This window comes from Pedobacter sp. PACM 27299, assembly GCF_001412655.1.
Taxonomy (GTDB): Bacteria; Bacteroidota; Bacteroidia; order Sphingobacteriales; family Sphingobacteriaceae; genus Pedobacter.
Genome location: NZ_CP012996.1, coordinates 928,351 through 951,012 on the forward strand (window position 1 = coordinate 928,351; position 22,662 = coordinate 951,012).

Consider the following 22,662-nt stretch of genomic DNA (forward strand, 5'->3'; position numbering starts at 1 on the left):
TTTTAGTTCAACAGAAGAATTCTACACCAAATAAAAAATCATGAATACAAAAACCACATCTAAAATCATTCCTGTTAAAAAACCTAAAATCAATGTCATTACTTTGGGTTGTTCTAAAAACCTGTATGATTCAGAAGTTTTGATGGGTCAGCTTCGTGGCAATAGCATGGATGTGGTCCATGAATCCGATAAAATGGGCAAAGATGATATTGTAGTCATCAATACCTGCGGTTTTATCGACAATGCCAAGCAAGAATCAATTGATACTATTCTTCAATATAGCGAACTTAAAGACGCCGGTAAAATTGCCAAAGTAATTGTAACCGGTTGTTTATCTGAAAGGTATAAGCCGGAATTGGAAGCGGAAATCACCAATGTAGATGCTTTCTTTGGAACCAATGATCTGAACAATATCTTACATTCCTTAGGTGCTAATTATAAGCATGAGCTGATTGGAGAAAGGTTATTGACCACTCCATCTCACTTTGCTTATTTTAAAATTGCAGAAGGCTGTAACCGCCCATGCTCTTTTTGTGCCATTCCTTTGATGCGTGGAAAACACGTTTCCAGAGATATGAATGAGTTGGTAAATGAAGCAAAAATTTTAGCCGCTAACGGTACAAAAGAATTAATTCTGATTGCACAGGATCTGACTTATTATGGTTTAGACATTTACGGAAAACGTAACCTGGACGAATTGCTAAGACGTCTTTCTGATGTAAATGGAATCGAATGGATCAGGTTACAATATGCTTATCCTTCAGGTTTCCCAATGGAGATTCTGGATGCAATGAACGAGCGTGATAACATCTGTAAATACCTGGATATGCCTTTACAGCATATTACAGATAATATGTTGAAATCTATGCGTCGTGGAATCACGAAACAGAAGACCATTGATATTGTGAACCAAATCAGAGATAAAGTGCCGAATATCGCCATGCGTACTACTTTAATTTGTGGTTACCCAGGTGAAACAGAAGCCGATTTCGAAGAGATGCTGAGCTGGGTGGAAGACACGAGGTTCGATAGATTAGGTTGTTTCACTTATTCTCATGAAGAAAAAACTCATGCTCATGACCTGGTTGATGATGTCCCTGCAGAAGTAAAACAGGAACGTGTAGATGCCATCATGGAATTACAGCAAGGGATTTCTTATGAGATCAATCAGGAAAAAATCGGTCATACCTATAAAGTACTGGTAGATAGAAAAGAAGGTGATTTCTTTATTGGAAGAACTGAATTTGACTCTCCTGAGGTTGATAATGAGGTTTTAATTGATGCTAAAACAGGTTATGCGGCTAATGGAAGCTTCGTAAATGTGAAGATTGACAGGGCAGAAGATTTTGATCTATATGGACAAATTGTAAAATAAATTTGTGATGTATTGACTTCTGGTTTATTAACTTAAATTCGTAGCAATGCAGGCCAAATACATCTCTTACCAGGAAACCAATGCCTTCTCCACCGCTGTACTCGATTACATCGACGGAAAGGACCAGTTAAGTGCTTTTTATAAGTACACACCGGATTTCGAAGGCTTTGCTAAAGCCATCGCTAACCGCGATTTTAAAGGAAATAGGTCTGTATTGACTGAGGTTCTGAAAAAGCAATATACCACCGTTGAAGCACCCGCTTTAGTGGAACAAAATATACAACTTCTAGCTGATGACCGGACTTATACCATTACCACCGGTCATCAGCTTAATATCTTTACGGGTCCACTTTATTTCATTTACAAGATTGTCACAGCCATTAACCTTGCAAAAGAGTTAAAGGAGAAGTTTCCGAATGAAAACTTTGTCCCCGTTTATTGGATGGCTACCGAAGATCATGATTTTGAAGAGATCAACCATGTGAAAATCGAAGATAGGAAGCTCAGCTGGAATAAAAATGCAGCCGGAGCCACTGGAAGATTAAGTACCAAAGACATCACAGAAACATTATTGGCTTATAAAGGCTATCTCGGCATTAGCGAGAATGGTTTGCAATTGGCCGAATTGGTCGAAAGGGCATACGGAACACATGGGAAACTTTCTGATGCCACCAGGGAACTGGTCAATGGGTTATTTGGAAAGTATGGATTGGTCTGTGTAGATGCAGATGAACCCGCGCTAAAAAAGGAATTTGCGCCTATTATCGAAGCAGATATTATTGGTCAGCATAGCTTTAAGCATATTTCTGAAAGCAATGCTGCTTTGGAAGCCAAAGGTTATAAGACTCAGGTAAACCCTAGGGAAATCAATTTCTTTTACATGACAGACCAGTTAAGGGAACGTATTGTAGCAGAAGATGAAGTATTTAAGGTGATGAATACCGACATTCAGTTCAGTCTCGATGAATTAAAAAAAGAAATCAGCGAGTTCCCGGAACGTTTTAGTCCGAATGTGGTGATGCGCCCGGTGTATCAGGAAGTGATTTTGCCAAACCTGGCCTATATCGGTGGAGGTGCAGAACTGACTTATTGGTTACAGCTAAAAGCAAACTTCGATTATTATCAGGTAGATTTTCCGGTTTTATTGCTTAGAAACTCCGCATTAGTGATCGATAAACGTTCTGAATTAAAAATGCAGATTCTTGGTATCAGTCATAAAGATTTGTTTAAAAATAACGAAACACTTAAAAACGATTGGATCAAAGCCCATGTTAATTTACAGCTGACATTGGGGGATGAGCAACGTACATTGAGCGCCATTTTTGATCAGATTAAGCTCAATGCTTATAAAATAGATAAAACACTTTCGCAATCGGCTGATGCTGCTAAAACTAAAGCGCTAAAATTGATCGTCAACCTGGAGAAGAAAATGCTGCGCGCTGAAAAGCGAAAGCATGATACTTCTTTATCACAGATTGACAATTTAAAAGGGAAACTTTTCCCAACAGGGGTGCTGCAGGAGCGGGTGCTGAATATTGCACCTTTATATGTAGCCTATGGCGATGAGTTTATCGCTTCCCTGATTTTGAATTTCAAACCATTGGACCATCAGTTTACGGTTCTATTTGCTTCATAAAAATGATTTTTCACACTTTTACAGAACAAAATTTACGTCAATTTACGGAAAGGGTATTCCTGAAAATGGGATGCCCTGCAGTCGATGCGCAATTGGCAGCAGATGTATTGCTAAAATCAGATTTGCGTGGAATAGATTCTCATGGAGTAGCCAGGTTAAGCGGCTATGTTAGATTATGGGAAAAAGAACGCATCAATGCGACACCTAACGTGCGTGTGGTTCATGAAACGCCAACTACTGCCACAGTAGATGGAGATGCAGGACTAGGACTGGTAGTGGCTCCTTTTGCCATGAAAGTAGCAATAGAAAAAGCAAAGATCTATGGGAGTGGATGGGTAGCGGTTAAAAATTCTAATCATTTTGGAATTGCCGGATATCATGCTTTAATGGCGGTAGAACAAGATATGATTGGGGTAAGTATGACCAATGCAAGTCCGTTGGTTACACCAACTTATGCGAATGAAAGGTTACTGGGTACCAATCCGATGTGTTATGCTTTTCCTGCTGGAAAGTATCCTCCGGTAGTGGTGGATATGGCTACCGCTGCGGCAGCAAATGGGAAGTTGGAAATCGCTCAAAGAGCAAATCTGCCGATCCCAGAAGGCTGGGTACAGGATAAAGATGGAAATGTTTCTACAAATCCACATCAATTGAAAGATGGTGGGTCTCTTTTGCCTTTAGGCAGTGATAAAGACCATGGCAGTCATAAAGGATATGGGCTTAGTGCTACGGTAGATATTTTATCAGCAGTGCTGTCAGGGGCAAATTATGGTCCTTGGGTGCCTCCTTTTGTGGCTTTCCTGGAACCATCAGCCAATCCTGTTGGACAAGGTATCGGACATTTCTTTGGTGCGATGCGCATTGATGGCTTCCGTCCGGCAGCAGATTTTAAAGATCATCTGGACAATTGGATTGAACGTTTTCAATCTGCAAAGACGATAAAAGAAGGTCAAAAAGTAGTGATTCCGGGAGAGCCGGAGTATGCTTTTGAACAGGAACGTAGAGTTCAGGGAATTCCAATTATCGATGTGGTAGTGAATGATCTGAATGAACTTGCGGAAAAACTAGGGATTGAAGGCTTAGCCTAATGGATATCATGTTTATAAAGAAGCCTGATCACAATCGTGATCAGGCTTCTTTATTTTAGGAATTTGCCTTCCGAATATTTGTTTTAGTAACCAAATATTTGTTCTAAGCTCAATTTGTTGAAGGTTCCGAATTTCTCCATATCTTCTAATTTTACTTTCTTATCGGAAGCTACAATACAGTAATTGTATGGTTTGTTGGCCACACGTGCTGCATGGAAAGCCTTGATATCTGTAAAAGTTAAAGGTTTCAATTCATTGTATTCATCGATTCTTCCATCATGGTCGATTCCTAGTTTTTTATTGGCAAAATAGGCTGCTATAATTCCATCCTTAGTGATTCTGCTGGTTTCTATCGAATTCATAGCATTGTATTTTGAAGCTTCAAATGATTTTTCCGATTCAGGAAGATCGTTTAATAACTCATTCATTCCTTTTACCGCATCATTCATTTTATCCGCCTGACTGCCCACATAAGCAACCATTGCATATTGTTTGTCGTCACGATCAGGAGCAGCGAAAACTGCAAAAGTGGAATAGGCCAATGCTTTAGATTCCCTGATGGTCTGGAACACAATTGAACCCATACCGCCACCAAAATAACTATTGAAAAGTGTCACTTTTCCTGCTAAATCGCCTTCATATTTACCTGCATTTCTTACCCAGCGCACTTCAGACTGCACCATGTCATAGTCTGCAAAATAAACCTGACTATTTGCATTTTCCGTGTAAACGAATTTCTTTGCTGCCGGTGCAGCAACAAATGCTGCAGGTAATTTATGCAGCTTATTGATGTTTGCACTGAAAGTAGCCTCATTTTGCGGACCATAATACGTGATCGTATGCTGATAGTTTCTCAGGTTGTGCAAGATGGCCAATAGCTCAGCAGAGCTAATGTTGTTTACCTCTTGATTGGTTAAAGTAAAGTTAGTTGGATTCGCTGAACCAAATTGTGCATAGCTCATCAAGCCGCTTAGGATAGCTGCTTTATTTAACTTATTGTTTTCTCTTGATTTAAGAATTCTACTTTTTAGTTCCGTTAAAGCCTGTTCGTTGGCTTTACAGTTGGTCAGGATATGCTCTACCAAAGTAACAGCCTTATCAAAATTTTCCTGTAAGCCGCTGATGTTAATCGTAGCCACTTCATTGCTCACATTAAAAGTATAATTACAAGCAATGTTATAGAATTCTTTACTGATTTCTTCTGCGCTGTATTTATCAGTGGCTAAGAAAGCAAGATATTGAGCTGCATAAGGTATTAGTTTGTTGTTGTAGGCACCCATCTCGAAGCGATAAGATAGACGGAAAATGCTATTTTCTTTATTCTCTACGGTGATGACCTCTGCGATTCCTGCATTACCGAAATTTAGGTCTTTCTGGAAATCCAGGAATTTAGGAGCAATAGGTGCGGATGGTAATGCCAATAGGTTTTTAGCAAATGGGGAAGTTTCTGTCGCATTGGTTTGTACTGGAGTAATGGTCGGTTTCTCTACCTTGGCGATGCTTTTATCTTCTCCTTTATGTTTATAAGTGGCCACATAATTCTCTTTGAAAAACTGGTTGGCAAATTCAATCACTTGTTTTTTCGTGATTTTTGCCATCGCATCCTGTCCATTTAAAGATTTGTCCCATTTAGTGGCACGGTTCAAGATAAATTCATTGGTGACGGCCTCAACACGGAAAGCATTCTCATCAAAAGACTGTAATAAGCTCAGTTTCTGATTGGCAACAGTTGCCTTAATCAGGCTTTCATCAAAATCTCCTTTTTTAAGAATATTCAGCTGATCCAATAACAATTGCTGCGCCTGCTCTAAAGTTTGTCCTTGTTTAGGCTGTGCAGTGAGGAAGAAAATTCCGTAATCCTTCATCTGCTGATAACCTGCGGATGCACGAAGTACTTTTTGCTGTTTATTCAGGTTAATATCCAATAAACCCGCTTTACCATTAGAAAGAATACTGGAAATCAGGTCTAACAACAAGCTTTGCTGCGTGTTTTCTGCAAAACCTCTGTAAGATAATCTTACGCTTTCTGCGCTAGGGCCATAAATGTCTAGTTTCTGAATTTTCGTTAATGGTTTTTCTGGTGCTGGCTGATACAGTTCAACAGGTTTTGATTGCATGAAAGAGAAAGACTGATCCACCTTTTTGATCATTTCATCCGGATTGAAATCTCCGGCCATAGCAATGGCCATGTTATTTGGTACATAGTATTTGTTGTAATACTTTCTGATTTCTACCAAAGAAGGGTTCTTTAAGTGTTCTACCGTGCCAATGGTCGTCTGCTGACCATAATTATGAGTCGGGAATAATAATTCTGCTGTCTTCTCATTAATTTTCCAGGAATCATCATCTAAGCCCCTGTTTTTCTCTTCATACACTGCTTCTAATTCCGTATGGAAAATACGGAAAATAGGATTACGGAATCGCTCTGCTTGTAAAGCAAGGAATTTATCGGTCGCATTTGAAGGGAAATCTTCATTGTAAACCGTTTCCTCATACCAGGTATGTGCATTTGTCGACTGCCCACCGATTGCTTTCATCATTTTATCATACTCATTGGCGATAGAATAATTAGAAGCTTCACCAGAAGTTTTATCAATCTGTGCGTAGATTTCTTTTCGTTTTGCCGGATCAGTTGTTTTATTGTATTGCTCATAAAGACCATCGATTTTATCCAACAATGGCTTTTCTTTTGCGAAGTCCAAGGTGCCGAATTTATCTGTTCCTTTGAACAACAAGTGCTCCAGGTAATGCGCCAATCCGGTTGCAGTACGCGGATCTGTATTACTTCCCGCTCTTACACTCATTCGGAATTCAATGGTTGGTTCTTTCGTGTTTGGGGATAAAATCACTGTTAAGCCGTTCTTCAAGGTATAAAAACGTGATTTTGTCGGGTCATTGGTCACATACTTATAAGTATATCCACCCGAGCTCGCCGTTTTCCATTGAAAACCGGATTGAGCCATTATACTCGACCCTGCAATTAGAAAACAGGCGAGTAGCAGTAATTTTTTCTTCATGTTTAATAAGTTATAATCCAAATATACTGGGAAAGTCGATTATGTCCTTAACATTCTATCTAATTCTCGTATTTTTGTGGGTATGAAGAAGCAAAATTCTAAACCTAATATTTTAGTGGTAAACGATGATGGAATCACAGCTCCGGGCATAAAAAACCTGATTGAAGTGATGAGAGAGCTGGGGAATGTAGTGGTGGTTGCACCAGACGGCCCGCAATCTGGAATGGGACATGCCATTACCATCGGAAAACCATTGCGTTTTGATCGCGTTGATCTTTACGAAGGCGTAGAAATGTATAAATGCTCGGGAACTCCTGTAGACTGTGTAAAGCTGGCCGTAAATAAGATCTTTAAAGGTCAGAAACCGGATTTATGTGTTTCTGGGATTAACCATGGATTGAATAACTCCATCAATGTCATCTATTCAGGAACGATGTCTGCTGCGGTGGAAGGAGCAATTGAAGGCATTCCATCGATTGGGTTTTCTCTGGATGATTTCTCCGAAGGTGCGGACTTCAGCCACTGTAAGAAATTTATTAAAGTAATCTCTGAAGAAGTATTGAAAAATGGCTTGCCGCAAGCCACCTTACTCAATGTCAACTTCCCAAAAGGAGCAGATTTGAAAGGAATAAAAATATGTCGTCAGGCCAATGCCAAATGGGCGGAAGATTTCGATGAGCGTAAAGATCCTTACCAACGTCCTTATTATTGGTTGACCGGAGTTTTCCAAAATAACGATAAAGGGGAAGATACAGATGTATGGGCATTGGAACATGGTTTCGTATCCGTAGTTCCAGTACAATTTGACTTAACGGCACACCATGCCATCCCTGTATTGAACACCTGGACATTTGATGTTTAGAAGAATTAAAGATTCGGTATTTATAGGACTGGGAGTCGGTATACTGGCTCCCGGTATCCTTGGCAGCATTTCCTGGTACCTGATGCACCGTTATGCTTTTTTGGCCAAGGCTGATTTATTGTTGATCGCCTCTATCGCCGTTAACGCTTTACTACTCCAATACTTTTTTAAACTTAATAAGGAAAATACAGGAAGAGGCATTATCAGTGCTACATTTCTTTGGGCTTTCCTCTTCTTTTTTTATAAAATCAACCAATAATGAGATACTATTTAGTAGCTGGAGAAGCCTCCGGAGATTTGCACGGTGCCAACTTAATGAAAGCACTAAAACTGGAAGATGCAGCTGCGGAGTTTCGCTATTATGGGGGTGATAAAATGAAAGCAGAAGGAGGGAAGTTGAAAAAGCATTACTCCGAAATGGCTTTCATGGGCTTTACAGAGGTGGTCATGAATTTGAGAACCATCTTCAGGAACATGAAAGCCTGCAAAGCAGATGTATTGGCTTACCGTCCTGACGTATTGATTCTAATTGATTTTCCAGGTTTTAACCTTAAAATTGCGGAATTTGCGAAGGCGAATGGGATCAAAGTAGCCTATTATATCTCTCCAAAAGTATGGGCATGGAACCAGAAAAGGGTATTAAAAATTAAGAAAATTGTAGATCAGCTTTTTTGTATTTTACCATTTGAGGTTGATTTCTATAAGAAATGGGGGATGGAGGTCAATTATGTAGGGAATCCCTTGCTGGATGAAATTGCATTATTTGTCCCGGATCCTGAATTCAGGACCAAACATCAGCTGAATAAAGATATTGTGGCCTTACTGCCTGGTAGTAGAAAACAGGAAATCGAGCGATTACTGCCGGATATGTTAAGTGTAACTGCTGCTTTTCCTGATCAGCAGTTTGTAGTGGCTGCTGCACCTAGTTTTGATGCCGCTTATTACCAGCAATTTATAAATACGGTAAATGTGACCCTTGTTTTCGGACAAACCTATCAGTTGCTTCATGTGGCCAAAGCAGCTATTGTAGCTTCCGGAACTGCAACTCTTGAAACGGCTTTATTCCATGTGCCACAGGTAGTCGTTTACCGTGGGGGTAAAATCTCTGTTGCGATTGCGCGGATGCTTGTAAATATCCGCTTTATCTCCCTGGTAAATCTGATTATGGATCGAAAAGTAGTGACCGAACTTATTCAGGAAGACTGTAATACCCAGCAGATCACCAATATCTTAAAAGACTTGCTTTATACCGAGGTTAGAAACACGATGTTGGCAGATTACGAAGAATTATCCGGTAAAATGGGAACTGCTGGTGCCTCAGAAAGAACCGCAAAACTCTTAATTTCCGACCTAAAAGGCCGTTAGATGGCTCAATAAGCTGATTTGTATTTAGTTTCACATAATATTTGATATTTAGAATATATTCTTTATTATTGATTTAGTAAAACGTATTAGTTCTTTACTAGTGCTTTTTAATAAAACGATCATTAACCAAAATATAACCAGATATGAATGATTCTACTTTTATTACACTACCCTTTGGCCATTTTTTAAAACGTATTAGCTTAGGTTTTTAGCCATAGTCCCTTTCCTTATTTGATTTTAAACGATTCCCGTTTTATGGCTGCCTGATCTTGAAATCAGGAAGGAATTTTTATGCCTTATTTTTAGGAATGGTAAAAGATTAGTAAAAGGGTTTACTACAGCTAATGCACAAGTTAAATTCACCAAATAGACAACCTAATATTCACTTTAACCGAGCACTATGAATAAATAAGCTAACTAGACTTTTCATGCTAAATCATTAAAACGGTTTAGTCCCCGTACTTAAAAAAGCTTCAGCAATGGAGATTGCATCTAGGGAATGCAAAACAACCAAATAACTAACCTAAATATAAATACTAATGAAAATTAAAAACTTAGTTTTTGCAGGGCTTCCTTTGCTCTGTTTAACGGGAATGCAGGCGCATGCTACACCAGCGGAGCTGATGATAAAGGCTGCTAAATCCCATTCTACTTTTTTGTTTCCTAATGCCACTCAGAAAATATTAATCACCGGAACAGTAGTAGATGAAAATTCTCAACCTGTGCCTGGTGTAGGCGTTAAATCATCGAAAAATAATAAAGCTACCGTAACTGATGCTTCAGGTAGGTTCAGTATTGAAGTTGAAAATGCGACAGATCAGCTGACATTCAGCTATATCGGTTATGAAACTCAAACTCGTCAGGCAGGATCAGGTGCTGCTCCACTGCAAATTAAATTAAAACCAGCCTCTGGGGTAGATCTGGATGATGTAGTGGTAGTAGGTTATGGAACCAGAAAAAAATCTGACTTAACGGGAGCTGTAGGTTCTGTAAAAGAAGAGCAATTGAAAGAACGTCCGGCAGCATCCTTGAACCAGGCATTGGCAGGACGTATTCCCGGAGTACAGGTGAACTCTAACTCTGGTCGCCCGGGTGGACAAACGAATATCCGTATCCGTGGTTTCAGTTCCATCAAAACAACTAATAATCCTTTATATGTTGTGGATGGGGTTATTCTTCCAGTAGGTTCACAAACGCAAAGCAGTAATGCGATCGACTTCCTGAATCCTGGAGATATCGCCTCTGTAGAGGTGTTAAAAGATGCTTCTTCGGTAGCGATTTACGGTGCCAGAGGTGCTAATGGGGTGATTATGATCACCACTAAAAAAGGTACTAATACGGGTAATAAAATCTCTTATGATGTAGATTTTAGTGTGCCAACTATTGGACCAAAGCGTGTGAAAATGCTGAATGCTCAGGAATTTATTGATGTAGAAAATTTAGCTTACGATAATGCTAAAATCTATGATCCTGCAGGATGGGCGAATAATCAATATGTAGATCCAAGAATAAAAAGAAAGAATTTGCCACTGCTTTTTAATGCAGATGGAAGTCCCATATATGATACCGATTGGTTTAAAGAATCCACTCAGAATAAACTGTCTCAAAATCATCAGCTTGGATTTACCGGCGGTAATGCAGAGAATTCTTATGGTTTATTCCTGAATTATAGAGATGACAATGGATTACTGAAAAACTCCTATCTGAAACGTTATTCTGGAAGGTTTGTGATGGATAGCCAGATGAAGAAATGGTTGAAAGTAGGTGGAAGCTTAAACTATACCAATCAAACAGAAAATCTGGTAGATATTGGTACCGGTGGACTGAATTCGGTAAGGATGATCACAGAAAGTTTCCCTTTTCTACCTGTTAAATATCCTGATGGTACCTGGGCAGATAATCAAAATTATCCGGGCGCAGAAGGTGGATCCAACCCAGTGCATATCCTGACAGATCGTAAATATCTTTTGCAAACACAGAATGTATTAGGGAATGCTTATGCAAACCTAAACCTTGCAGAAGGATTGGAGTTTCGTTCAGTTTTAGGCGCAAATGTGGTGACCCGTGGACGTTCTGAATACAATGGACGTAGCCTTTACGGAATCTCTTTTGATCAGAAAGGAACGGCTACGCTAGACAATAATAGAGAAACCTATTGGTCATTTGAAAATTACCTGACTTATAATAAACGTTTTGCCAAAGATCACGCGGTTACTGGTTTGTTAGGTATATCATGGCAGGAAACTAATATCTTTGGCTTCGCTACAGGCGCAGAGAACTTCTCCAGTGATTTTCCACAATACAACAACCTGATCGGGGGAAGTAAACCTACTCCGGGAACATCCAGAGCGGAAAGATTTGGATTTAACTCTTATTTCGGGCGTTTAAACTATAGCTACAAAGATAGATACCTTTTCACGGCTACGGGTCGTGCGGATGGTTCTTCTAAATTCGGAGAGAACAGTAAATATGCATTCTTCCCATCTGCGGCGGTAGCGTGGAAAGTTTCAGAAGAGGATTTTATCAAAGAAAGCAGGGTTATCTCTAACTTAAAATTACGTGCCAGTTATGGGGTGACAGGTAACTCTGAGATTCCTAGTTATTTATCAAAAGGTGTTTTGGGTTCAGGTTATGCCGCCATTATCAATGATACAAGGGTAGCTGGTGTAGGTACAAATCGCCTGGCTAATCCAGATTTGAAATGGGAAAAAACCGCACAGTCAGACCTAGGTGTGGAATTGGGATTATTCAATAACAGGGTGAACCTGGAAGCAGATTTATATTACCGTAAAACCTCTGATATGCTCTTGGATGCACCGGTGCCTTTAACCAGTGGTTATTCCTCGATTACCAAAAACATTGGCAGCATGGAAAACAAGGGCTTGGAATTTGCGATCAATACTGTAAATATCAGTACTGATGATTTTAGCTGGAATACCAGTTTTAATATTTCAATGAATAGAAATAAAGTGCTTTCATTGGCTACACCAGCAGATATTTTTGGTGTAGGAAATCCTGGGTTTACCAATGAAACCGGAATCATCCGTGTGGGTGAGCCAGTAGGTTCTTTCTGGGGATTAACCCGTCTTGGTACCTGGAGTGAGAGCGAGCGTGCAGAAGCTGCTAAGTACAATTATAGAGCAGGTAAACCAGTTCTTCCAGGTGATATTAAGTACCTTGATAAAAATGGTGATTACCAGATTAATGATGATGACCGTGGAATTATCGGCAATGGCAGCCCTAAAGCCTGGGGTGCTTTCTCTAATACTTTTAAATATAAAAAGTTTGATCTGACTGTAGAGATTCAGTATTCTGCAGGTAATGATGTGTTAGATATGACGAAACACTCTGCTGAAGATCGTGTAGGAATTGCAAATAGCTATGCTTCTGTATTAAATGCATGGACTCCGCAAAACCAAAACACGCCAATTGCTGCTATTCGCGATACCAGGGCTGGTTATGTGACCAATGTGGATAGCCACTGGGTAGAAGATGGTTCATTTATTCGTGGTAGAAATCTTTTACTAGGTTATACATTTGCGGAAAATATCACCAAGAAACTGAAAATAAACCGATTGAGAGTTTATGGTAGTGTGCAGAATTTCTTCCTGGCCACTAAATTCTCTGGTAATGATCCTGAAGTAACTACGTATTCCAATGCTTTTGCGCAAGGACAAACGTTCTTCGATTATCCTAAGCCAACTACTTTTATGCTGGGCTTAAATGTGAGTTTATAGTTCTAAAAATTGTCAATACTAATTAAAAGATCATGAAATTAAATATAAAATCTTCAAGTAAAATCCTCCTGATTGCAATGGTGGTACTTGGAACAGGGTGTAAAAAATTCCTGGAAGAAACAGATCCTTCAAACTTAACTCCGGAAACTTATTATACCATTCCTGAGCATGCGGAAGCTTCTATCGCTGCTGGATATGCACAGACTCGTTTTATCGGAAATGGTGCAGGTATCTTTGCTGCCAATTTCTCTATGCTGGAATTGGTAACTGGTACAGCAAAGACCGAGACCGGACAAAACTCAGATTTGAACAATCTTGCTGGCTTGTCTTTTACAGGAGAAAACCTATTGGTTAGAAACTGGTGGGCTGGCTTGTATAATGTAATTGCTCAGACAAACCTGACTTTGCAAAAAGTACCGGGAATTAACCCAATGGATGCTACAAGAAAAGCACAGGTTCTGGGTGAAGCGAGATTTTTACGTGCATGGGCTTACTTTTATCTGGTGAGGTTATATGGAGATGTGCCATTGATTCTATTACCACAGAGCACAAGTTCTGCTGATTTTTATCCTACAAGAACGGGGACAGAAGCAGTATATGCGCAAATTGTTGAAGATTTGACCATAGCAGAAACAGCAGGTTTGCCTTGGCAGCAGTCGAGTGGAACTGCAAGTAAAGGAGCAGCAAAAGCACTATTAGCTAAGGTCTATCTATCAATGGCTGGATTTCCTTTAAATAAAGGGACAGCATATTATAAACTGGCTGCTGATAAGTCGCTGGAAGTCATTAAAGATGGTGGCTTCGGATTATTTGACACTTATGGAGAGCTGCATAGCCTAGCTACTGAAAACAAAAAAGAACACATGTTCGAGATTCAGTATTTGGCTGCTGTAGCGACTAATCCGATGCAGCAGTTATTATTGCCAAACTTCAAAGATGTTTCGGCTTATAGTGATGAAGTAGGAAGTACAGTGCCAACAGTGAATTTCTACAATTCTTATGAGGCTGGTGATTTAAGAGCAAAAGATAGAGAGGGATTCTTTTACACTTCTTATTATACCGGTGGAAATGGTGCATTGAAACAGTTAAATGCGCCTTACATCTTTAAACATTTTGATGTAGTTGCCAATGGAACTTTAGGAACAGCAGGTACTGCTCAAAGCAGCTTAAACTGGCCTCAAATCCGCTATGCGGAAGTGCTGTTGACTTATGCAGAAGCACAGAATCGTGCGGATGGAACACCAAATCAAGCGGCTTATGATGCTGTAAACGCCATCAGAAAGCGGGCTTTATTAACTCCATTGTCTGGTTTAGGTCAGGCGCAGTTTGAAGAAGCAGTATGGCGCGAACGCTGGCATGAACTATGCTACGAAGGAATTACCTGGTTCGATATGGTACGCTTAAGAAAAGTGTATAATGAAACGACCAATGGTTTTGACAATTTCGTAGGACATGCTTTTGCAGCAACACCCAATGTGATTTTGGCAGAGAAACACTTACTGTTTCCGATACCAACTGTGGATTACAAAAACAACCCTAATCTGAGACCTCAGAATCCAGGCTATTAATTGATTCTATAATAAAACGGATGCTCATAAGGCATCCGTTTTATTGTTTCGAACCTGATTTGATACGGAATAGTTGTTTAATCCATGATCAAATTATTTTTAATTGCAAAGTCATACAAAGTATTGTAGAATCTCCAATTTCTAGTTTACGCGATGATGTTTTTTCTATGGTATAAATCGTGAATTCGGAAAGGTACAGTCGCTCTGCAATTTCTTTAGTTCTCCTATTCTGACATACCATGCGAATAATTTCTACCTCTCTTTTACTGAGTTTATGCTTAGTAAGGAAATCATCTAAATAGGAAGGAGATGCAGTTTTAATAAGTCCAAACCATTATTTACTGTATCAATGACGCTTAACTGAGCGTCTTTTTCCAGATAAGCTTGTATACCTTCTTAAATAGCAGGATGATCATCTGCCATAATGATAGAAATCTTCATTAGGGTCGAATTGTCTGTATTCCACCCTAAATTAGAAAATGTAATTGAGTTTACGGTGTCAAACTGTTTTTCTTTTTTACTGATTCTAGCATGTTATCCAGTGTGTTACGGTCTAATAGTGATCCTTTTGTAACCACCGCATAGATTTTTTGAGTAGCACTGATGTTTTGTAATGGGTTTTCATTGAGCAAAAGAAGGTCTGCTCTTTTCCCTTTTTGCAGACTACCATAAGCGGTCTTATTTAAGAAAGCCGGTGAATTGATCACCGAAGCCTGGAGTGCCTGCAAAGGTGTTAAGCCATACTTTACCATCAATTCTAATTCCTTATGGAGGCCGATGCCCGGATAAGTATAAGAGTTCAGGTAACCGGCATCTGTTCCAGCCATAATTTTCACACCTGCTTTTTGTAAAAGTGGAAGTGTTTGTACGGTTTTTTCAAACAACTGCTGTCTGAATTGAATGGCTTCAGCATTGTCTTGTTCTACTCTTTTTACACGACCTACATAAGTTTGCTGCAATCCTTTGCCAATGTACTTCAGATAATCATCATTTTTATGATTGTCTTGATCAAAATAAGCAAGAATATAGCTCAAGGATAGGGTAGGTGTTAAGTACATTCCATGTTTGGCCATATTCTTATAAGTGGCCATGGCTGCGGTTTCGTCAAAAGTATCCATCACTTTTTGATTGAAGGCTTTTCCTTTTAGTTTTCCTTCGGCTACTTCTTTAGATATTTCTTTTTCTACTTTGGAACCTGCTTTTAGTGCATAACCCAAATGTTCTACTGAGCTTAATCCAGCTGCGGCGATTTGTTCCATCGCAATTGAATTTGGGATATGCGCCGATACCCGAAATCCTTCGGCACGTGCCAAACGGATACTTTCTAAAAACAGTTCCGGGCTTAAAGTATTGTCTGTGATCTTTACAAAATCTACTTTTATCCTTTTCAAAGAATCTAAAGCGGCTTTGATTTCTTTGGTGTTTCCAACTTCTATGTCGCCAATCCAGCTGGAGTTATAGCCTTCCAATTTCGGACCTGAGGTTAGGATAGTTGGTCCCTGCAGTTTTCCTGCCGCAATTTCGTCCCTCCACTGCAAAACACTCAGACTAATATCTGCGGCAGCATCGCGGATGGTCGTGATGCCGTAAGCAAGATATAATGGCAATAGGTTTTTGTTTTCTTCAATCAATGCTGTCCCGCCACCAAAATGCATGTGGTTATCCCATAAACCGGGCATTACATATTTTCCTGTAGCATCTACCGTTTGGGTAGCGGTGTATTTAGAGCGCTGGCTTTCCGGAAATACGGCCGTAATCAAGCCGTCTTTTATGGCAATACCTTGCTTAGGAATTAGCTTTCCTGTTTTTATATCAATAATTGTCGCAGATTTAATTAATAAATCAACAGTTATTTTTTGTGCAAAGGTGATTTGGGCAAAAAGGCACCCAATTAAAATCAGTGATAGTTTTTTCATGTTTTATTTTCTTACTGCGGCGTTTTCCAGGATGTTTATCATCTCTTTAAATTTTTTCTTTCTAGCATGATCCAAAGCAGTCACACCGTTTTTGTCTTTAATACTGAGGTTGGCTCCGGCATCTACCAGCAGGTGTACAATTTTTACGTGTTTTGGTCCGCCGTCACTTAAGATCACGGCTTCTAGTAGTGCAGTCCAGCCTAGTCGGTTGACATGGTCAATAGGGTAGAATTTATCTTTCAGTAATTCCTCCACAACGGCCAGGTGCCCCTTTTCACAGGCAGGAATTAAAGCCGTTCCATTATATCTATTGAAAACCTTATAATCGGCTCCGGATTTTAGGCACAGTTTCAATATTTCGAGCTGTCCTGCGGCTCCGGCATATAAGAAAGGACTATTTTGCAGGTTATCCTGAGTATTTACATTGGCTCCAGCATCAATTAATAGTTTGGCCATTTGTACCTGATTCAGATAGGTGACTGCCATCAGCGGTGTTTCTCCTTTTTCATTTTTCAGTTCCAGGTTTGGCTTTTTACTGAGCCATACCTTCATTTCTGATAGATTTTGTTGGGCAATGATCTGGAAGATCTCATTTGTGCTGCTAGTCATCGTTTTTTCCTGAGAACAGGCGGTTAAGGTGTTTAAGCTGAAAAACAGCGAACACAGTAATAAAGTCATGCGGTATTTCATACACAAATTTATCTTTCTAAAAAGAAATGGAGTAGGACAGGTTAGCACATCAAGGGTACTAATTATTCATCTTGCGGAATTCTTGGGGGGAGAGGTCTGTATATTTCTTGAAAAATCTCGAAAAATAAGAGGAATCGTTAAATCCGAGGGTATAGGCAATCTCCTTAATGTCGAGCTGTGTTAAGCTCAATAACCTTTTTGCTTCCAGTAAAATCCGATCTCTGATCAAATCACCAGCGGTAATTCCGGCTTTTTTTCTACATACCTGATTCAGGTAGTTTGGGGTTACACTCATTTCATTCGCATAAAATCCAACTTCACTGTGTGCTGTATAATGCTGCTCGAGTAAGGCCAGGAAATTATTAATAATCCGATGATCCGGTGCATATTCATGCACATCAAAATTTTCAGAATACCATCTTTTCAGAAGTAAGAGTATGATTTGTAAGCGGGTTTGAATCAGGTCAATGTGAAGGTCGTCAGAAAGGACTTCTTCCTCTTCAATTTGTTTCAGCTCTAGAATTAAAGTTTGGTATTGCGCTGCTGTAAGGGGTAAGTATGGTGCTGCTGATAGATTGAAATAAGGAAAACGCTGACTTCCTGAAAGCAAAAACTTCATGGAAAAAAGGATTTGATAACCTGAAGTATCGGGAGATAAGTTCCATTGATGTGCTTGTCCCGGAGCAAGAAAAAACAACATCTGATCCTTTACCTGATGTTCTTTAAAATCTATAGTATGAGTGCCGCTTCCTTTTTCAATCAATAAGATCATATAAAAATCATGCTTATGGGCATGAGGAATAACCGTCATATTGATGGGTTGGTGGTGGACGAGTTTAAAATCCTCCTTAGTATAGGGAAGGTTGAAAATTTGTTCAATGCCTACAGTTGGTAATAGCATTTTAGGGGCCAATGAATAGGATCAGGCAATTAAAGGTATAAATAATTGTAATATGGTCTAGAATTTTGTGAAACTATCTTTTTTTATGCTGGCTTAGCCATTTTCTTTTGAAAAAGTATAAGTCATCTTATGAATGTGGTAATTGATGTCTTTATGAACCATTGTCATCGCAGGATCTGGACAGAATTTGAAGCCAACTGATTCGTAGCATTTTATTGCCGCATCATTCTTTTCCCAGGCAAATAGGTCAACAGCAGGAGTAGGGTAATGTTTCTTGATTTCTTCTAACAGCAATCTTACAAAATATCGTCCTAATCCTTTTCCCCTGAGTGCCGGATTTCCAACTAATATTCTTGCTAGTCTGGGTTTGCCACTTTCCTGGGGGATAATTTCTCCAAAGGCGAATGCGGTTTCCTCACTAGTATATCCGATATAAAAACGACGTTCCGGATGTGAAGCCTGATATGCAGTAATTTGTTGTCTGCTCAATGGATAAGAAAAATCTGTTCCGGCGAATTGAAGCAGGATTTCCTCATCAGTTACCCAGGAAGTAAGGAGGTCAAAATCTGAAGATTCATAAGGTTTGAGCATGCTGTCTGTTTTTGATTATTCTGCTTGCTTATTGTGGATAAATAATGGAACGGAATGATGGCTATATTGAAAATAGTGATTTCTAAGTCCCCTTTTTACTAAGGAAACCAGAAATGAGGTGTTGGATTAGATCGCCTAATTTTTATGAATTAGGCAGGCTCTTTTTTTTTAAAAAAGCCTGCCAGTTTTTTCTGAAGGACTTTGCTATAAAAATCAATAACTATTTACATTCGAAAGTTAATTTTTCTTCATGATTATATTCATAGCTATTTGAGCCAGAAATAGCACTCTGTTTCTCTTTTATGCTGATGATGTTTCCTTTAGCATCCTTCTCATAATTAAATTCAAAGGACTCAATAGTGTTAACTGAATTTTCAGAATGCGTCTCTACTGATACCACTTTTGTAGCAAGATTTTTAGATTTTTTACCAAAAAAACTGACTAATATTTCATTTACATCATCATGGAAAATTGCATCAAATACTTTTCCAGCAACGATATCATTGGAGAGTTCATCTGTACCATAAGTGAGGGTGGATAAAGTTTTTTCAACTACTCCTGCAGTAGTCGTACGTTCAAAAACTACATTGGTTAAATTGCCAGCAGTGTAGGTGAATGTTTGGGTTTCTGTAGTAGCATTGTTTGTTTCAGGATCTATATACTGCTTTTTTACCATTGATAAATAGCCATCAGAATTGTAGGTGACATTGGAAACTGTCTGCAGGTAATCGTCTGGGTAACTTGCAACTCTTCCTTGCGCGTCTAACGTATAAACCAGTTGTTCAGTTTCTTTTTCGCCTTCATAAATCAATTCAAAATTCATCGTGATTTTACTTTTTTCATAATTAATCGTTGCAAATTCTGTTGATTTCAAGGTATGAAAATCTATTCTTGTCACTTTCTGTTTTGCATTATAACTGAAGAATCTTTTATAGGAGTTTATCTCTTCACCAGAGGTCGTTATATAGTCACTGCTGGTGACAAGGCATTCACTTAGTTTTTCAATGGGCTCTTCTATTGTAATTTCTGGGATTCTTTTTGAGCATGACGCAAGAGTCAGCAAGCTGATGGTAGAGAGCATTAAAAATATTTTTTTCATGTGGTGTTTTGATTTTTTCATCGAATGTCCCTATCCGACTGGTTCTTGATTTTAGTCGCATGGGACTTAACTGAATCTGAAAATTACATGTTTCTACCAAATGGAAGCAGCTATGAGTCCTTCCTAAAGCATAGTGAGTAATGACTGAAGTTTTTGAGATTTTGGTTAATGCGAGCGTAATTTTTTTGGTAAATAGGTTTGGTTAAATGTACGAATGATTATTAGAAATAACAGCTGTTATTTCTAATAACTATTGAATGAAATCTTTTTTTGAAAGAAATAGCCGGCTTTAGGTTAATTGTAGATGAATTTTGAGCCATCTTTAAGTATCTGTTCTCGGATCTGAAGTACGGAGCTACTAAAAGCAACATTAGTTCTAACATGTTGATTCATAAAGAATTTATTGATAACGAGTAATGATGGTACTTTGTTCTCTAAAAGGGATTTACCTGAATGTGTGCCCCAAAGCTTACCATCCCGGGTATAAATTTTACATTCTAAATCAATATAGATTTGCTCTTTGCTGTTAAACAAAAAAACCTTTCTGTTTTCAAGAAAGGTTTTTTTATTGGAGTGGGGGGAGGAGGATTCGAACCTTCGAAGTCTTGCGACAACAGAGTTACAGTCTGTCCCATTTGGCCACTCTGGTATCCCCCCATTTTGTCTTTCTATCACACTCATTTTACCCGTAAAAACTTTCAAATGAAAGTAGATAAGTTTCCTCCTCATATTTTATCATGTAATCTGAGTATGAATGTCCAGTATCAATGAGCTCGTAAACTTCAAAGTCTTTTGTTCCAAATAGAGACCAGATGGAATACAATACCCTGTTTTTTATCATATCAAGCCAGTGAACATTGATATTAATCTTTGCATTCTTAAAAGATTCTCCTAATATCTCCAATATTCCCTTTAATGTATCAAAGCCAGAGGTCTTTATAGACATTAACTTCTTTGTGAAGTATTCGGGAGTGTTATTTGACCATCTAAAGCAGGTAAGCTCATCATTGAACTTCCTGAATGTATATTTGTTTTCTATGTATTCATTAACAAGGTTATCATAACATCCTGCCATTTCGAAATAATTTTGGATCAACTGGATTTTATAATCTTTATCAAATGCCTGTCTAAAGTGTACGGGAATGCTGGGTAAATTGAATTTAGAAAGACCTTTGGCAAATTGGGTAATAAACCAAATTTCATCCCATTCATCAGAGAGATCAGTATCATGTAGATTAAAGAAGTTCTCCCAAAACCATTCTTCCGGCAGTAACCTACCGTCTTTCTCAATCCAGAACTCTGGTTTACTTTCATCTGTTATTTCAATCTGGCTCTTTCCAAGTATGTCAACGTTATTCGATTCATCTAAAACATAATATATATAGGTGTCGATACCTAGTATTAAATATTCAGTTGGATTAGACCTTGCAATGCCATCCATTAATTGCGTTTGCTTTCCTTTCATAGTTCTATAAAACGTGTATTAACTGTAATTCAGCATTGAATGTACTTTATAATCAGATAGCTTTTATAAACGAGTTTAAATTACTTCGAATTGAATAATGGTATTGTGAGAAGATATCGTGCTCAATGTGCACAGAAAATCTGCTTTTAAAGCAAAAAACCTTCCAGGTTTCACTGAAAGGTTTTTCTATTGGAGTGGGGGGAGAAGGATTCGAACCTTCGAAGTCTTGCGACAACAGAGTTACAGTCTGTCCCATTTGGCCACTCTGGTATCCCCCCATTTTGTCTTTCTATCAAATAAGCGAAATCGCTTATCAACGGAATCAACTAAGTAAAAACTAAAAGCTTCAGATCCCTGAAGCTTTTTAAGGGTGGAGAATAGCGGAGTCGAACCGCTGACCTCTTGCCTGCCAGGCAAGCGCTCTAGCCAGCTGAGCTAATCCCCCTTGTGGCTTATGCTGGCAAAAATAGCAATTAGTTCCTGTAAAGCAAATTAAAACATATAATGGGCTAAAAAACAGGTTATTATTTTTTAAGTGGCCCAGTAAACTTCACAAATAGGTGCTAGATTCATTTATTACCACCTTTCATTTGCAATGATTTTATTTTTTTGCAATGTTTTATCGGGTAATTTATCAGCCATCGGAACAGCACTGCGCGGCTATTATAATAAATGCTGAGTACATTGAGTATACGTTAACCCTATGGGAATCATTTGATCACCGATCCAGATCTGTGACCTGTCAAATTTGCTCACCTTATTTTTAGCCACAATAAAAGTGCGATGGGTACGAATGAATTTTTTAGCTGGTAAGAGCAGCTGCAGTTCATTTAATGGAATTCTGCTGCTTAACAATTTATCACCGATTAAATGGATTTGAGTATAGTTTCCGGAAGCTTCAATATATAGTATGTCATCGAACTGAACTTTTATCTGCTCATACCCATCTTTAATGAAAATTGAGCTAATAGGATCAATGTTCGTGGATTTATTTCTTAAATTATATAATTCTTGGGCCTTATTACAAGCTTTTAAAAATCGCTGAATAGAGAAAGGTTTCAACAGGTAATCTATCGCATCAAGCTCAAAACTTTTTACCGCATGTTCAGAATACGCGGTGGTAAAAATGACCATAGGTGGATTGCTCAGCGTGTTAAAAAAGTCAATGCCACTGATGTCAGGCATTTTGATGTCGAGAAAGATCAAGTCTGTCTTATTTTCCTGCAAATGTGTTAGCGCATGGAAAGGATTTGTAAATGTGGCCTGTAGTTCTAAAAAAGGAACCTTGGAGGCATGAGCATTGACTATATCCAGGGCTATTGGTTCATCATCTAAAGCGATTGCGATCATAT

The 22,662-nt window shown here is 38.8% G+C and carries 17 protein-coding genes and 3 tRNA genes; 8 read left to right on the forward strand and 12 right to left on the reverse strand.

Annotated elements, in window-relative coordinates:
- Positions 1-40 precede the first annotated feature (40 nt).
- The 3 genes from rimO to AQ505_RS03920 are packed head-to-tail and all read left to right on the forward strand — an operon-like array spanning position 41 to position 4,099.
- Positions 41-1,375, forward strand: coding sequence for a 30S ribosomal protein S12 methylthiotransferase RimO (rimO, locus tag AQ505_RS03910; RefSeq protein ID WP_062546966.1), 1,335 nt, complete (start codon positions 41-43; stop codon positions 1,373-1,375).
- Positions 1,376-1,421: 46 nt separating this feature from the next.
- Positions 1,422-3,011 carry a bacillithiol biosynthesis cysteine-adding enzyme BshC gene (bshC, locus tag AQ505_RS03915; protein WP_062546967.1) on the forward strand — a complete coding sequence of 530 codons (1,590 nt, stop codon included), beginning with the start codon at positions 1,422-1,424 and terminating at the stop codon, positions 3,009-3,011.
- A gap of 2 nt (positions 3,012-3,013) precedes the next feature.
- Complete coding sequence (locus tag AQ505_RS03920; RefSeq protein WP_062546968.1) at positions 3,014-4,099, forward strand: Ldh family oxidoreductase; 1,086 nt, start codon at positions 3,014-3,016, stop codon at positions 4,097-4,099.
- A gap of 83 nt (positions 4,100-4,182) precedes the next feature.
- Here the strand turns inward: AQ505_RS03920 and AQ505_RS03925 are convergent, their stop codons facing one another.
- Positions 4,183-7,116 carry a M16 family metallopeptidase gene (locus AQ505_RS03925; RefSeq protein ID WP_062546969.1) on the reverse strand — a complete coding sequence of 978 codons (2,934 nt, stop codon included), beginning with the start codon at positions 7,114-7,116 and terminating at the stop codon, positions 4,183-4,185.
- An 82-nt stretch (positions 7,117-7,198) separates the two neighbouring features.
- On the opposite strand from AQ505_RS03925, the gene surE reads away from it, so the two are divergent.
- The 5 genes from surE (at position 7,199) to AQ505_RS03950 (ending at position 14,648) form a co-directional block, all read left to right on the forward strand.
- Complete coding sequence (gene surE, locus AQ505_RS03930) at positions 7,199-7,978, forward strand: 5'/3'-nucleotidase SurE (RefSeq protein ID WP_062546970.1); 780 nt, start codon at positions 7,199-7,201, stop codon at positions 7,976-7,978.
- Complete coding sequence (locus tag AQ505_RS03935; protein WP_062546971.1) at positions 7,971-8,237, forward strand: hypothetical protein; 267 nt, start codon at positions 7,971-7,973, stop codon at positions 8,235-8,237. Before surE ends, AQ505_RS03935 begins: the two co-directional genes overlap by 8 nt.
- Positions 8,237-9,343 (forward strand): lipid-A-disaccharide synthase, encoded by a 1,107-nt coding sequence (lpxB, locus tag AQ505_RS03940; protein ID WP_062546972.1) that lies wholly within the window; start codon positions 8,237-8,239, stop codon positions 9,341-9,343. The genes AQ505_RS03935 and lpxB overlap by 1 nt, the downstream gene beginning before the upstream one ends.
- Positions 9,344-9,882: 539 nt before the next feature.
- A complete protein-coding gene (locus AQ505_RS03945; RefSeq protein ID WP_082461408.1) occupies positions 9,883-13,080 on the forward strand; it encodes a SusC/RagA family TonB-linked outer membrane protein in 3,198 nt (1,065 codons plus the stop codon).
- 32 nt (positions 13,081-13,112) lie between these two features.
- Positions 13,113-14,648 carry a RagB/SusD family nutrient uptake outer membrane protein gene (locus tag AQ505_RS03950; protein WP_062546974.1) on the forward strand — a complete coding sequence of 512 codons (1,536 nt, stop codon included), beginning with the start codon at positions 13,113-13,115 and terminating at the stop codon, positions 14,646-14,648.
- An 88-nt stretch (positions 14,649-14,736) separates the two neighbouring features.
- Here the strand turns inward: AQ505_RS03950 and AQ505_RS27315 are convergent, their stop codons facing one another.
- The 11 genes from AQ505_RS27315 to AQ505_RS04000 form a co-directional block, all read right to left on the reverse strand.
- Entirely contained in the window at positions 14,737-14,889 is a 153-nt protein-coding gene (locus AQ505_RS27315) for a hypothetical protein (protein ID WP_082461409.1), read from the reverse strand.
- Positions 14,890-15,139: 250 nt separating this feature from the next.
- Complete coding sequence (locus AQ505_RS03955) at positions 15,140-16,564, reverse strand: amidohydrolase family protein (RefSeq protein ID WP_062546975.1); 1,425 nt, start codon at positions 16,562-16,564, stop codon at positions 15,140-15,142.
- A gap of 3 nt (positions 16,565-16,567) precedes the next feature.
- The gene (locus tag AQ505_RS03960) at positions 16,568-17,254 is read right to left on the reverse strand and encodes an ankyrin repeat domain-containing protein (protein WP_062546976.1); all 687 of its coding nucleotides are present in this window, start codon (positions 17,252-17,254) and stop codon (positions 16,568-16,570) included.
- 58 nt (positions 17,255-17,312) lie between these two features.
- Positions 17,313-18,155 carry a helix-turn-helix domain-containing protein gene (locus AQ505_RS03965; protein ID WP_062546977.1) on the reverse strand — a complete coding sequence of 281 codons (843 nt, stop codon included), beginning with the start codon at positions 18,153-18,155 and terminating at the stop codon, positions 17,313-17,315.
- A gap of 93 nt (positions 18,156-18,248) precedes the next feature.
- Complete coding sequence (locus tag AQ505_RS03970) at positions 18,249-18,746, reverse strand: GNAT family N-acetyltransferase (RefSeq protein WP_062546978.1); 498 nt, start codon at positions 18,744-18,746, stop codon at positions 18,249-18,251.
- Between the two features lie 220 nt (positions 18,747-18,966).
- Positions 18,967-19,845 carry a hypothetical protein gene (locus tag AQ505_RS03975; RefSeq protein WP_157262185.1) on the reverse strand — a complete coding sequence of 293 codons (879 nt, stop codon included), beginning with the start codon at positions 19,843-19,845 and terminating at the stop codon, positions 18,967-18,969.
- Positions 19,846-20,419: 574 nt separating this feature from the next.
- Positions 20,420-20,502, reverse strand: a tRNA-Tyr gene (locus AQ505_RS03980).
- A 25-nt stretch (positions 20,503-20,527) separates the two neighbouring features.
- On the reverse strand, positions 20,528-21,310 hold the full coding sequence (locus AQ505_RS03985; protein ID WP_062546980.1) for a hypothetical protein: 783 nt from the start codon (positions 21,308-21,310) through the stop codon (positions 20,528-20,530).
- Positions 21,311-21,505: 195 nt separating this feature from the next.
- A tRNA-Tyr gene (locus tag AQ505_RS03990) sits at positions 21,506-21,588 on the reverse strand.
- 93 nt (positions 21,589-21,681) lie between these two features.
- Positions 21,682-21,755 (reverse strand) — tRNA-Ala (locus AQ505_RS03995).
- Positions 21,756-21,973: 218 nt separating this feature from the next.
- Positions 21,974-22,660 (reverse strand): LytR/AlgR family response regulator transcription factor, encoded by a 687-nt coding sequence (locus AQ505_RS04000; protein WP_062546981.1) that lies wholly within the window; start codon positions 22,658-22,660, stop codon positions 21,974-21,976.
- Positions 22,661-22,662 lie beyond the last annotated feature (2 nt).